12 protein-coding genes, 1 pseudogene and 1 riboswitch are annotated in these 12,207 nt (G+C 60.4%); of the genes and pseudogenes, 3 read left to right on the top strand and 10 right to left on the bottom strand.

Annotated elements, in window-relative coordinates:
* Positions 1-142: 142 nt before the first annotated feature.
* The 9 genes and pseudogenes from cobO to J8G15_RS02830 form a co-directional block, all read right to left on the bottom strand.
* Complete coding sequence (gene cobO, locus J8G15_RS02870; RefSeq protein ID WP_210545990.1) at positions 143-712, bottom strand: cob(I)yrinic acid a,c-diamide adenosyltransferase; 570 nt, start codon at positions 710-712, stop codon at positions 143-145.
* Positions 713-717: 5 nt separating this feature from the next.
* Positions 718-1,473 carry a uroporphyrinogen-III C-methyltransferase gene (gene cobA, locus J8G15_RS02865; protein ID WP_210545988.1) on the bottom strand — a complete coding sequence of 252 codons (756 nt, stop codon included), beginning with the start codon at positions 1,471-1,473 and terminating at the stop codon, positions 718-720.
* Positions 1,466-2,266: an ABC transporter ATP-binding protein gene (locus tag J8G15_RS02860; protein ID WP_210545986.1), complete on the bottom strand. Its 801-nt coding sequence runs from the start codon at positions 2,264-2,266 to the stop codon at positions 1,466-1,468. The genes cobA and J8G15_RS02860 overlap by 8 nt, the downstream gene beginning before the upstream one ends.
* An 8-nt stretch (positions 2,267-2,274) precedes the next feature.
* Positions 2,275-3,294 (bottom strand): iron ABC transporter permease, encoded by a 1,020-nt coding sequence (locus J8G15_RS02855; protein ID WP_210547433.1) that lies wholly within the window; start codon positions 3,292-3,294, stop codon positions 2,275-2,277.
* Positions 3,294-4,178 (bottom strand): ABC transporter substrate-binding protein, encoded by an 885-nt coding sequence (locus J8G15_RS02850; protein WP_210545984.1) that lies wholly within the window; start codon positions 4,176-4,178, stop codon positions 3,294-3,296. Before J8G15_RS02850 ends, J8G15_RS02855 begins: the two co-directional genes overlap by 1 nt.
* Positions 4,175-4,771 carry a bifunctional adenosylcobinamide kinase/adenosylcobinamide-phosphate guanylyltransferase gene (locus tag J8G15_RS02845; protein WP_210545983.1) on the bottom strand — a complete coding sequence of 199 codons (597 nt, stop codon included), beginning with the start codon at positions 4,769-4,771 and terminating at the stop codon, positions 4,175-4,177. Before J8G15_RS02845 ends, J8G15_RS02850 begins: the two co-directional genes overlap by 4 nt.
* The gene (locus J8G15_RS02840; protein WP_210545981.1) at positions 4,764-5,582 is read right to left on the bottom strand and encodes an ABC transporter substrate-binding protein; all 819 of its coding nucleotides are present in this window, start codon (positions 5,580-5,582) and stop codon (positions 4,764-4,766) included. The genes J8G15_RS02845 and J8G15_RS02840 overlap by 8 nt, the downstream gene beginning before the upstream one ends.
* Positions 5,566-6,917, bottom strand: a pseudogene (locus J8G15_RS02835) (cobyrinate a,c-diamide synthase). The gene J8G15_RS02840 and the pseudogene J8G15_RS02835 overlap by 17 nt, the downstream one beginning before the upstream one ends.
* Before the next feature lie 31 nt (positions 6,918-6,948).
* The gene (locus J8G15_RS02830; RefSeq protein WP_210545979.1) at positions 6,949-8,775 is read right to left on the bottom strand and encodes a TonB-dependent receptor domain-containing protein; all 1,827 of its coding nucleotides are present in this window, start codon (positions 8,773-8,775) and stop codon (positions 6,949-6,951) included.
* A 74-nt stretch (positions 8,776-8,849) separates the two neighbouring features.
* Positions 8,850-9,086: riboswitch (cobalamin riboswitch) on the bottom strand.
* A 35-nt stretch (positions 9,087-9,121) separates the two neighbouring features.
* Between J8G15_RS02830 and J8G15_RS02825 the strand changes: the two genes are divergently transcribed.
* The 3 genes from J8G15_RS02825 (at position 9,122) to J8G15_RS02815 (ending at position 10,782) form a co-directional block, all read left to right on the top strand.
* A complete protein-coding gene (locus J8G15_RS02825; protein WP_210545978.1) occupies positions 9,122-9,352 on the top strand; it encodes a DUF904 domain-containing protein in 231 nt (76 codons plus the stop codon).
* The gene (locus J8G15_RS02820) at positions 9,349-9,672 is read left to right on the top strand and encodes a cell division protein ZapA (protein ID WP_210545977.1); all 324 of its coding nucleotides are present in this window, start codon (positions 9,349-9,351) and stop codon (positions 9,670-9,672) included. The genes J8G15_RS02825 and J8G15_RS02820 overlap by 4 nt, the downstream gene beginning before the upstream one ends.
* 291 nt (positions 9,673-9,963) lie before the next feature.
* Positions 9,964-10,782 (top strand): sulfite exporter TauE/SafE family protein, encoded by an 819-nt coding sequence (locus J8G15_RS02815; RefSeq protein WP_210545975.1) that lies wholly within the window; start codon positions 9,964-9,966, stop codon positions 10,780-10,782.
* Positions 10,783-10,797: 15 nt separating this feature from the next.
* Here the strand turns inward: J8G15_RS02815 and rmuC are convergent, their stop codons facing one another.
* On the bottom strand, positions 10,798-12,180 hold the full coding sequence (gene rmuC, locus J8G15_RS02810) for a DNA recombination protein RmuC (protein WP_210545974.1): 1,383 nt from the start codon (positions 12,178-12,180) through the stop codon (positions 10,798-10,800).
* Positions 12,181-12,207: the final 27 nt, after the last annotated feature.

Genomic DNA, 12,207 nt, shown 5'->3' with positions numbered 1-12,207 from the left:
GTTGGGCGCTCCAACGCGCGCTGTGGATCCTGATTTTAGTTGGGGGTGGCGCTGCCTGATTCCGGTAGCCGCAGCTTACGGACTGTGGCTTGCGGTGCACTGACTCGAGCGCCGCTCACGCCACACCCAGTTCAAAAAACACTCAGTCTTCAATGCCGCGCTGGGCCGGAATACCGGCGTTGAAAGCGTGTTTGATCTTGGTCATTTCGGTCACGGTGTCGGCCAGCTCGATGATCTCTGGGGGGCAACGCCTGCCGGTCACCACCACATGCACATGGCTGGGGCGAGTGCGCAGGGTTTCCAGCACATCGTCCAGCGGCATCCAGCCGTAAATCAGCGGGTAGGTGATTTCATCCAGCGTCACCATAAAGTAGTCGCCACTCATGATCGCCGCTTTGGCTTTTTGCCAGCCATCGCGCGCCAACTGGGCGGAGTGCTCCAAATCCTGGCTCTTCCAGCTGAAACCGTCGCCCAGGCCTTCAATCGGGATACCGAGCTGCTCGAACATGCGGTGCTCGCCAAAACGGGCACTGGGCACTTTCATGAACTGATAAATCTTGACGGCTTTGCCACGGCCATGGGCGCGCAGCGCCAGACCAAACGCCGCCGTGCTCTTGCCTTTGCCGTCGCCGGTGTTGACGATCACCAGCCCACGCCGCTCCCCTTCTGGTTTTTCATAGGGCTTTTCGCTGGGCGGGGTTTCAATTTGCATGGAAATCAATCTTTCTGAAAATCAGGGCTAAGTTGCACGGTCTCACCAATGATGAGCAAACCGGGGCGCGGGCCATAGGTGGGCGCCAATTCGACCAAGCGGCTGAGACTGCAGGCAAAAACCTCTTGGGTGCTGCGCGTTCCATCGCGAACGATGGCCGCTGGCGTGCTGGGGGGCAAACCGTGGGAGATGAGTTGCTCGGCAATCAAGGCCAAGCGCTGAATGCCCATGTAAAACACTCGGGTCTGGCCGGGACGGGCCAGCGACGCCCAATCAGCGTGCGTGCTGTCGTCGGCCAGATGGCCGGGCAAAAACACACAACTGCTGGCCAAATCCCGGTGGGTGAGCGGAATACCTGCCGCTGCCGAGCAGCCGCTGGCCGCCGTCACGCCCGGCACCACCTCAAAGGCAATGCCGGCAGCCTGTAGCGCTTGCACCTCTTCGCCACCCCGGCCAAACACATAGGGGTCGCCGCCTTTGAGGCGCACCACACGCTTGCCCAGGCGGGCGTGGCGCACCAACAAGTCGTGAATGCCGTATTGCGGCACGGCATGGTCGCCAAGCGCCTTGCCGACGTACACCCGCTCGGCCCCGGCGGGAATGCAGTCCAGCACCTCGGACGAGATCAGGCGGTCATGCACCACCACCTCGGCGTTGCGCAGGCGGTCCAGCGCGCGCAAGGTCATCAGGTCCAACGGGCCTGGGCCGGCACCCACAATGGCGACGAAACCGGTGCTTGGCGCGTTCGTGCTCTCAGTCATCACATGCTCCTGGCCCTTGGTAGGCGACCTGCTGTGGCAAAGCGATCCACTGCGCACCCAGCGCGTGAATGGCAATGCGGCGGTCAAACACGTCCTCCAGTGCCCGGTGCGTCGCCGCCTCGGCGCAAGGCCCTTGGTGCCTCACCCGACCCTTGGACATGATCACCATTTCATCGGCGTGTAACGCCATCGATATTTCGTGCAGTACGCTAACTACCGCCGTGCCTTGGGCAACCAGCCGTTGTACCACTGCCAGCCAATCGGCCTGGTGCGGCGGGTCAAGATTGGCGAGTGGCTCGTCCATTAACAGCACCTGCGCCTGCACTGCCAGCGCACGTGCTAGCAGCACCCGCTGGCGCTCACCGCCCGACAGCTGCCCCAGGGTTCGGGCGCGCCACTCCCAAGCCTGAGTGGCTCTGAGGGCTTGCTCCACGGCCGCATGGTCAGTTGCACTGGGCGGTGCCAGCCACGCTTGGTGCGGCAAACGCCCGAGCAAGGCCACATCCATGACCGTCAAATCATCACCCGTGGATTCGTTTTGACCGAGCCACGCCAGTTGCTGGGCACGCGTCCGGCCCGGCAAGGAGGCCAGAGGCTGACCCAGCAGCGACACCGTGCCGCGGTGCTTGAGCAAACCGGCCAGTACCTTTAACAAGGTGGACTTGCCCGCGCCATTGGGACCGACGATACTGGTCCAGCAGCCGTTCTTCAGGGTCAAGTCGATGTTGTGCAATACCTCAACATTTCCGAGGTTTGCGCTTATTCCACCTGCGTGAATAGCTACTGAATTCATAGCATTCATTACAGACTGGCTCCGGACGCCGTTCGGGTGTTGCAGTGCATCAGCCACAGCAGATACCCACCACCCAGCACGGCAGTCAGCACGCCCACTGGCAGTTCTTGCGGGGCCAGCAAGCCACGGGCCAGCAAATCGGCGGCCATTAACAAGGCACCGCCCATCAGGCTGGACAGGAAAATCAGCCGCCCGTGGGTGGTTTTGGCAATGGAGCGCACCAAGTGCGGTGCGGCCAGCCCCACAAAGGCGATCAAACCAGTTTGCGCCACCGCCGTGCCCGTCGCCAAAGCCAGCACCGCCACCAGTGCCACCCGCATGGGCGCCAGCGGCAGGCCCAAACTCGCTGCGGTGGACTCTCCCAAGGAAAGGCCATCCAGCACATGGCTCAAGAGCCAAGCCACCACCATGCAGACCCCCCACACACCACCCATGAGGGCGCAGGCCGTCCAGCCCACAAAACCAGTGCTGCCCAGCATGAAGGCCTGCATGGCCTGCATGACCTCGGGCACCATCAGCATCGCCAGCGACGTCATGGCGCCCAGCACCACACCCACAATCACGCCGGCCAGCAACAAGCGTAGGGTGTGCTGTACGCCATTGGCCAGCATCAGTGTCAACAGCACCGCGCCCACCGCACCCACAAAAGCGGCCCCGGTCAGCCCCAAACGCACCACCCATTGCGTGGCATAGGGTGAAACGCCAAAAGATACCAGCGCCAAGGCCACGCCCAAAGAGGCACCGGAGGCGCTGCCCAACAAATAGGGGTCGGCCAGCGGATTGCGAAACAAGCCTTGCGCCACCGCCCCGGCCAGACCTAGCAAGGCCCCGGCCGACCAGGCGCCCAAGGTGCGTGGCAAGCGAATGTCCCAGACGATTTGCATAGCCACCGGATCGCTCCAGGCCCGCAACACGCTCTCAAAACCCGTGCTGCCAATGCTGGCACCCAGTAGCAAAAGCACCGCGCCCAAGCCCAACAAACTGGCCCCCAGCCAGCCCGCGACCTGTTGCTGACGGCACAAAGGCATCACTGAGCCGCCTCCGGTTTGGCCAATATGCTTTGCAGGCAACGGGCCATGATGCGGGCACCGTCCGCCATGCGCGGACCGGGGCGTACCAACACGTCTGATTGCGCCACGGAAAAAACGCACACGTTGTTGCGCTGCACGGCACGAATTCCACCCCACCCCGGGCGGCCTTCCATGCCCGCGTAATTGCGGTCACCCACCATGATCACGTCCGGATTGGCCCGCACCACAAACTCAGGGTTGAGCTTGGGAAACGACCCAAGCTTGGCGGGCACCACGTTTTGGGCGCCCAGCCGGGTCAGGGTTTCACCAATGAAGGAGGTCTCGCCGGCGGCGTAAGGCGCCCGATTAACCTCAAAGTAAACGCGCGTGTTTCGCACCGCCAGCGGCAAAGACTGCGCAGCCGCCGCCATGCTGGCTTCAATCACCCGCCAGACACGGGCGGCATCTGGCACGGCCAGCAGCTGACCAACCTTGTCCAGCACCCGGCGAACATCGGCGTGGCTCTTGGGCTCCAGCGCGACCACATTGAGGCCGAGCGACTCCAGCCGCTGGGCCGCACGCGATGAGGTCGCCATCAGCACCACATCCGGTTTGAGCGCCACGATGGCTTCAATGCTGGGGTCCAACCCACCGCCCACTTGCGGCAACGACTGCACACTCTTCGGAAAATTCGAATAGCGGTCCACTCCCACCAAGCGCGCACATTGGCCGAGTTCACACACGGTTTCGGTCAGCGAGGGCAGCAAACTGACGATGCGCTGCGGGGGCTTGTCCAAGTGGACGGTAACGCCGCGGTCGTCTGTGACCTCAAGCGCATGAGCGCCCGCCAAGGTCAGCGCGGCGACAAAGCCCAGAGCCAGCTTGAGCAGCGTCGCCTTCATGCCCCACCCTTCAAGTTGAGCGGCAAGCCCGCGACCATGAGGGTCACCCGCTCGCAAGTTTTGGCCACATCCTGGTTCAGTCGTCCCAGTGCATCCACAAATGCACGCACTTGCCTGCCCATGGGGATCACCCCCAGGCCAATTTCGTTGCCCACCACCACGACAGGGCCGGGTGCGGTGATGATCGCTTCCAAAAGAATAGCTGCTTTAGAAGGACAGGCAAGCGCTGGAGGCATATTTAACTCTTCAACTTCGGTCATCGGCATCAAGCAGTTGGTGAGCCAAAGCGTCAGGCAATCCACCACCACCAAGGTCTCTGGCGTGCTGTGCTGGCGCAAGGCGGCGGACAGCGCTTGGGGCTCTTCTACCGTGCGCATGCCAGGCACACGCTCGGCGCGATCGGACTGATGGCGGGCGATGCGTTCTTTCATTTCAGCGTCCCAAGGCTGGGCGGTGGCAATCATCACGGCTTGGTGCGCGCCAGAGGCGGCCAGCCAGCCCTGGGCCAAGCTCTCGGCGCGCCGCGACTTGCCGCTTTTTTGCCCCCCCAGAATGAATTCGCTGCGCGCAACTGCCAAGGAGACATCAACCATGAAGCCGGCTCCAATCCATAACGATGCGGTGCAACTGCGCCACGCCGTCGGTCAAGGCCGCCGGGCCGGGTTGCAGAATGTCGACCGACTTGATTTCAAACAGCTGCCCGGTCTTGACGGCGTTAACCTGGTCCCATCCGGAGCGTGCGGCTACCTTCTCAGGCCGAAACTTTTTGCCGCACCAGGAACCAATGATGATGTCGGGGTTGCGGCGAACGATCTCATCGCTGTCCGCAATGATGCGGTTTTTGCCTAGTGATTGCGCCGCCAACTCAGGGAAACAATCGTCGCCCCCCGCAATGTCCAACAACTCAGACACCCAGCGAATGGCGCTGATGTGCGGTTCGTCCCACTCTTCAAAAAACACCTTGGGGCGCCGGGGGAGCGTGGCCGCCACATCCGCGATCTCAGCCAGTTGTTGCTGAAACCCGCCAATCAGCGCCAACCCACGCTCCCCCTGCCCGACCATGGCCGCCACTTGCGCCATCATGCTAAAAATCTCAGCCACACTGCGCTGATTAAAGATGGTGACCTGCACACCCGCCCGGATCAGCGCCGCCGCAATGTCGGCCTGCATGTCCGAGAAGCCAAATACGCAATCGGGCTTCAGGTCCAGGATTTTGTCAATCTTGGCGCTGGTGAAGGCGCTCACACGGGGTTTTTCCTCGCGGGCGCGCCGGGGTCGAACGGTGTAGCCGGAAATCCCGACAATGCGCGCGTCCTCGCCCAGCAAGTAAAGCCACTCGGTGGTCTCCTCGGTCATGCAGATGATGCACTGCGGGCCCAAGGGAAAACTAAATCTTTCGGACATGGCGGGTTCCCATCAAATTGGCGCCAAACAAGGACGCGATCGCTGCGGGACTGGACCAGAACCACGCATGAAAATAGCTGGCCTGAATCGGGCCCAACTGGTAAACCGCTTCCCCAACTTCAGGCGAAGGCGCTTGCTCCGGGCGCGCAGTACGGTCACTCACGGGCAAGCTCGTGGCACAGGTCGAGTAATGAAAGGTGTGGCCGCGCAATACCCCGGCCGACATGCCCCACTGCTGCGGCCCAAAGCCGCCAAGCGCTTTTGCATAGTGACCGTGCCGGGCAGCAAGCCCCACTGCGCCTCGTTCTGTCCGTCTACGGACACCACCGCATCAAACAAAACCATCATGCCACCGCACTCCGCCCAAACGGGTTTGTGGCGCGCAACATGCGCCTTCAAACTATCTCGCAGCGCCGTGTTCGCCCCCAGCTTTGCCGAATGCAGCTCCGGGTAGCCACCGGGCAACCAGACTGCATCGCAATCGGGCAGCGCCGAGTCGGCCAGCGGTGAGAAAAACACCACCTCCGCTCCCAGCGCCCGCAGGCAGTCCAGGTTGGCGGCGTAAATGAAGCAAAAAGCTGCGTCCCGCGCTACCGCGACGATGCGCCCCGCCAACGGTTGGGAGGCGATTACCCCATCCACGACATCGTCAGTTGAATCGAAACTGACGCTCCAACGCTGCAGGTCCGGCAAAGACATCTGACCCAACGGCGTCTGACTCAAAGCATCGGCCGCGGCGTCCAGCCGCTCCATGGCGTCCACCACCTCGCTGGCCACGGTCAAGCCCAAATGACGCTCGGGCAAGCCCAGCGCAGGGTTGCGCATGAGGGCGCCCAGCCATTGCTCAGGCTCGCGCACACTGCTTTGGAGCATCCCGGCATGACGGTCGCTGGCCACCCGGTTGGCCAACACGCCCGCCCAAGGCATCTCGGGGCGGTAGTGCTGCAAACCAAAGGCCAATGCCCCAAAAGTGCCGGCCATGGCACTGGCGTCAATCACGGCCAACACCGGCAAACCAAAACGCTGCGCCAGATCGGCCGCACTGGGTTCGCCATCAAACAGGCCCATGACGCCTTCGACAATGATCAAGTCCGAATCCGCCGCGGCCGCCGCCAAGCGAGTCCGACAATCCGCCTTGCCCGTCATCCACAAGTCCATCTGGTGCACCGGACGGCCGCTGGCCAAGGTGTGCCAATGCGGATCCAGAAAATCCGGTCCGCACTTGAACACCGTGACCCGACGACCCAGGCGGGTGTGCAGTCGCGCCAAGGCGGCGGCGACCGTGGTCTTGCCTTGCCCTGACGCCGGAGCGGCGATCAGGATGGCGGGACACATAACAAGCAAGGTCGTCACGCGAATCAATCCGTCAGACTGGGGACCACTTCAAGCCCACATAGAACGTTTGTCCTGATGTAGCATACCCCTGAGCAGTCTCATATTTCTGATCCAACAGGTTGTCCACCCGCCCCAAAAGCGACCATTCCCGATTCAGGGACGTACTGACATGGAGGTTCAACAGGCTGTATCCTGCCAGCCGCTTGGTATTCGCAGCATTATCAAAGCGCTCACCTGTGGCTTGCAATTCAGCACCTACGTTCCAATTGGAGATCCGGGTGTCCGCAGCGATTGTGGCGAGTTGCTTGGCACGACGTGCCAGTTGCTTGCCAGTGGTCGCGTCGTGTGGGTTTTGCAAGTCCAACGACCCACTGAAACTCACCCCACCCATGCGTTTGGAGGCGGTGAGTGTGATGCCCTCGTACTGCGCTAATGCGGTATTGCCATAACAGCCTGCATAGGTACCCGATCCGTTGGCACAAGTACCAGGTCCAGCAACATAGGTAATCAGGTCAGACACCGTATTGCGATAGACAACGGCACCGAATTTATCGCCGTGGGCCTCGTACTTCACGCCGACCTCCCGGTTGCGCGCAGTTTCCGGAGTGAGTGTGGCCACACCGTATTGGCTGAAGCGTTGAAATAAAGTCGGGGCACGAAACGCCGTCCCCATGGCGGCGGTCACTCGCCAAGCCTGCGTCACAGCATAGGCATATGCGGCACTGCCGGTAGTCACCGCGCCGAACTCACTGTCCTGATCATGACGGGCGTTCAGTTGTAGCGTATGCGCGCCCTGGCGCAAGCCATAGCCCAAGGCCAGCGCGTCCTGGGAGCGATTGCTCACCACGGGCGTGGTGCTGGCATTTTTCAACTTATCTTCCCGCCGCTCCAGGTCAGCGCTAAACACATGGGCACCGCTGCGGTACTCGTTGTGCCATAGGTAACTGGTGACACTGGTGTCGGTCACATATACCGAGGGTTTTGTCTCATAGTGGTCATCACCTTGCCCAATGCTCACTCGGGTGGAGTAGGCCTCCGACCAGCGGGCAGTCCAGTTCAGACCCACGGCCTGAAGGCGCGACAGACTGTGGTCGTCAAACCCTTTGGTGAAACCATCGTATTGGGCGTCGAGATCATTGCTTAAAAACGTGGCTTCGATGCGATGGGCCGCGTTCAACTTGAATCCCAATCTACCCGAAACTGAATTGCTCTGATAACCGTCCAAGTCAGAGTTCACAGTCGGTTGACTGTTGAAGCCCGTGCTGATTTCACGCGCCAGTCCTAAAGCGTAGTCCACGGAATCAGTACCGCCACTTAGGCCCAGTGCGAGCTTGTAGGTGCCATGGCTGCCAGCGCCCATTTCGATCGAAGGTGAAAAACCGGCCTCTCCTTTGCGGGTAAAGATCTGGATCACGCCACCGATGGCATCCGAGCCATAAATGGCCGCTGCTGGCCCGCGCACAATTTCAATGCGATCGATTTGCGACAAAGGCATTGCATTCCACGACGCACCGCCTGTGGATTGAGAGTCCACACGCACGCCATCGACAAAGACGGCGGTAAAACGACTCTCCGCGCCGCGAACGTAAAGACTGGTGGTTGCGCCAGGTCCGCCGTTGCGGGTCATAGCTATGCCAGGGGTGCGAACCAGCAAATCTGCCAGACCGCCTGCCCCGCTGCGCTCAATGGTTGCCCGATCAATCAGGGTGACATCGGCCACGACATCAGTGATAGGTTGGGCGACTCGGGTCGCCGTTACGATGACAGGCGTCAATTGCGCCTGAGCGAATGACGGAAATGCGGCAGCCAATGCCAAAGGCAGTGCAGCCAAACGTGCACACGAGGAAGTAAATTTCATAATAAAGAAGGGAACGAGAACAAAAGCCCTCACCGTCGTCCCCGACAGTGCTTGGGCGGCACGGCAGCACGCAAGCGTGCAACCACCGTGTTGGCCGGTATCCGGGCTGATGGAACAACCTTCATCACCTTCCCAAACGATCTGACTGGATCACTCAGTGGCAAAGATGAAAGCAGAATCAAAGGATTCGTCCACTTACCGTTGCGGGGGCAGCGCAGGTTAGGTTCGCTGTTGCCAGCCTCACCCCCCTGCTTCCCGTTGAACTGCAGCATGTGAACCACACCGCGAGCACCAACATTGCAGATTCTAGCGCCGAACACTTTCGCAAACCCTACAATAAAGTTCTATGTCGAACCCCACACAAATCGACCAAATTGCCGACCGCGTGGATCGCCTGCTGATGCTTTACGAAGAATTGCAGCGCACCAACGCCTTGCTTGGCGCCAAGGTCCAGACCCTCACCCACGAACGCGACTCTCTGGTGTCGCGCCTCGGCGCTGCCCGCGCCCGTGTTGATGCATTGCTGGAACGCTTGCCAGATATGTCCGCCGCCGCCCCAAAGAGAGGTGATGAATGAAACAGATCGAAGTGCAAATCATGGGCCAGAATTACATACTTGGCTGCCCGGAGGGGGCTGATGCCCGGTTGCTGGACGCTGTTGAACGTCTTGACACCGCCATGAATCAGATTCGTGATGCGGGCAAAGTGCGGGCAAGAGATCGAATTGCCGTGCTGGCGGCGCTGAACCTGACGTTCGACATGGTCGACTCAACCAAAGCGGCCACACCTACCAAAGCTCTGACTGGCGAATCCACCGCAGCCGGCGCCGACCCAAAGTTAAGTGCCATTCTGGAACGATTGGATGACGCTTTGAACGACGAAAGCCAATTGTTTTAAACGCCTGGAGGCTCCTTTTTCGGGCCATGAGGCGGTGATACTGGCAGAGTCACAGACTCCAGCGCCAAGCCAAATGAGCAAACAAGGTCTACAATTGCCAGCGTCTGCTGAGCATGTCGGGCTTTATATTTCTTGTACCAATGCTCATTGAGCCCGGGCTTGGAACATCGCTGATCAAGCGTGATCATCTCGCGTTAGATGAACCCAATGACCAGCTGACCTCGCCCACCTGAACCCCGGTTCAGGATGCGGGTCCGACTGCTCTGCAGACACCTTCTACACAATACCCCCATGATTTTTGAACCGACCCTGGTTTTTTCGCTCGCGCTGCTTGGCTTGGGTACCGGATTTTTGGCGGGCCTGTTGGGCATTGGGGGCGGCATGCTGATGGTGCCGTTCATCACCCTCATTCTGTCCAACCGGGGTGTCAGCCCGGACCTCTCCGTCAAAATGGCCATTGCGACCTCCATGGCCACTATTCTGTTCACATCGCTCTCCAGCGTGCGGGCCCACCACAAGCGGGGCGCTGTGCGATGGCCCCTGGTCAAAAGCCTGGCACCCGGCATCGTTTTGGGTGGCATCGTCGCCAGCTTGGGAGTGTTCAGCCTGCTGAAAGGTGCTTGGCTGGCCTTGTTTTTTGCCGCATTTGTCAGTTTCTCCGCCACACAGATGTTTCTGGACAAAAAGCCGGCACCGACCCGCCAACTCCCGGGGACACCTGGGCTGGTCGGCACAGGTGGTGTCATCGGTTTTCTGTCTGGCTTGGTGGGTGCCGGTGGCGGCTTTGTCAGCGTGCCCTTCATGACCTGGTGCAACGTGCCCATTCACAACGCGGTCGCCACGTCAGCGGCGCTGGGCTTTCCAATTGCCTTGGCCAATGTGGTGGGCTACGCCCTGAGTGGTCAAACTGTGTCAAACCTGCCGCCCTACTCATTCGGCTACATCTGGCTGCCCGCCCTGGGTGTCATTGCCACTTGCAGCGTGTTCACCGCCCCGTTGGGTGCCAAAGCGGCACACGTCCTGCCGGTGAAACAACTCAAACGCGTGTTTGCGACCATTCTGTTTGGACTAGCCGGGTACATGCTATTCAAGGGTTTGACCAGCCACTAACTGGCGGTTCTAGGTCTAGCCCGCTTCCGGGTCGCCATCGAAGTCCCGGTCATGTGGGATCAAGGCCTGTGACTGAGTGTCGGGCAATGCCTCCACTTTTTTCAGCGCCCGCCCCATCGCGCGACTGCGGGTTTCAGCGTTGTCCAGCGTCTTGAGCACAGTTTCAGTCTGTGACTTGACCTTGGCCAGCACATCCCCGAACTTGCCAAACTCATTTTTGACCGCACCCAGCACTTGCCAAACCTCGCTGGAACGCTTTTCAAGCGCCAGCGTACGAAAGCCCATTTGCAACGAACTCAGCATGGCCAGCAAAGTCGTCGGCCCGGCCAGAGTCACGCGCTGGTCTCGTTGAAGTGCCGTCATCAGGCCGGGGCGACGCAACACCTCAGCGTAAAGCCCCTCAGTAGGCAAAAACAGAATCGCAAAATCGGTTGTGAAAGGTGGCTCCACGTATTTCTCTGAAATGGACTTGGCCTCGAACCGAATCCGCGCCTCAAGTGCTTTGCCCGCCGCCTCGGCACCGACGACATCGGCCCGCTCCTGTGCGTCCAGCAAGCGCTCGTAGTCCTCATTTGGGAACTTGGCGTCAATCGGCAACCACAAAGGCTCGCCGCTCTCTAGCTTGCCCGGCAGTTTGACAGCAAAATCGACCACATTTTTGCTACCAGGGCGAGTCGCCACCTGCGCAGCATACTGGTCCGCCACGAACACCTGCTCCAGCAGAGAGGCCAATTGCGCCTCGCCAAAAATGCCGCGTGTTTTGACGTTGGTCAGCAGGTGTTTTAAGTCACCCACGCCTTGCGCCAGCGTCTGCATTTCACCCAAGCCTTTGTGCACTTGCTCCAGGCGGTCAGCCACCTGTTTGAAGCTTTCTCCCAACCGGGCCTGCAAGGTGGTTTGCAGCTTTTCATCCACTGTAGCCCGCATTTCGTCGAGTTTGACGGCGTTCGTGGCCTGCAACTGGGCCAGTTGTTTTTCCAAGGTCTCCCGCACCTCGCTCATGCGCCGTGCATTGGACTCGCTCAAGCCTGACAGTTGTTGGCTGAGCGTGTCGGACAGGGATTTTTGTAGCAGGGTGAGCTGCTGGCCAAATGCATCAATTTGGGCATTTTGAGTGCGCGTTGCCTCTGCCGCCTGATGAACCAGGGCGCGCTGAAACGTCGATAGATTCTGAGTCAACTCCTGGCGCCCTGCACGGGACGACTCGTTCATTTCCCGGCGAAGGTCGGCGGCCACATGCTCACCCCCGCCCTTGACGGCCGCCATCAACTCGGTTTTCAGCTGTTCTGAGGCGCGTTGCGTCTCATCGTCGGGCCCGCTGAAGACCAGCCACATCAACAACAAAGCATTCAAAGCAGCCAGGCCAAGGGCCACCCACGGCACGTACGCAACATCCATCAAATCAGATTCTCCTAAGCCCCCTAT

The organism is Rhodoferax sp. PAMC 29310 (assembly GCF_017948265.1).
Classification (GTDB): domain Bacteria; phylum Pseudomonadota; class Gammaproteobacteria; order Burkholderiales; family Burkholderiaceae_C; genus Rhodoferax.
This window is presented reverse-complemented; position numbering and strand designations above follow the sequence as displayed.

Coding starts and splice junctions, on each gene's coding strand:
- J8G15_RS02840 (WP_210545981.1), bottom strand. CDS start 5,582: ATGTCCGAAAGATTTAGTTTTCCCTTGGGCCCGCAGTGCATCATCTGC.
- J8G15_RS02860 (WP_210545986.1), bottom strand. CDS start 2,266: ATGAATTCAGTAGCTATTCACGCAGGTGGAATAAGCGCAAACCTCGGA.
- J8G15_RS02845 (WP_210545983.1), bottom strand. CDS start 4,771: ATGGTTGATGTCTCCTTGGCAGTTGCGCGCAGCGAATTCATTCTGGGG.
- J8G15_RS02815 (WP_210545975.1), top strand. CDS start 9,964: ATGATTTTTGAACCGACCCTGGTTTTTTCGCTCGCGCTGCTTGGCTTG.
- J8G15_RS02820 (WP_210545977.1), top strand. CDS start 9,349: ATGAAACAGATCGAAGTGCAAATCATGGGCCAGAATTACATACTTGGC.
- J8G15_RS02825 (WP_210545978.1), top strand. CDS start 9,122: ATGTCGAACCCCACACAAATCGACCAAATTGCCGACCGCGTGGATCGC.
- J8G15_RS02855 (WP_210547433.1), bottom strand. CDS start 3,294: ATGCCTTTGTGCCGTCAGCAACAGGTCGCGGGCTGGCTGGGGGCCAGT.
- J8G15_RS02830 (WP_210545979.1), bottom strand. CDS start 8,775: ATGAAATTTACTTCCTCGTGTGCACGTTTGGCTGCACTGCCTTTGGCA.
- rmuC (WP_210545974.1), bottom strand. CDS start 12,180: ATGGATGTTGCGTACGTGCCGTGGGTGGCCCTTGGCCTGGCTGCTTTG.
- cobA (WP_210545988.1), bottom strand. CDS start 1,473: ATGACTGAGAGCACGAACGCGCCAAGCACCGGTTTCGTCGCCATTGTG.
- cobO (WP_210545990.1), bottom strand. CDS start 712: ATGCAAATTGAAACCCCGCCCAGCGAAAAGCCCTATGAAAAACCAGAA.
- J8G15_RS02850 (WP_210545984.1), bottom strand. CDS start 4,178: ATGAAGGCGACGCTGCTCAAGCTGGCTCTGGGCTTTGTCGCCGCGCTG.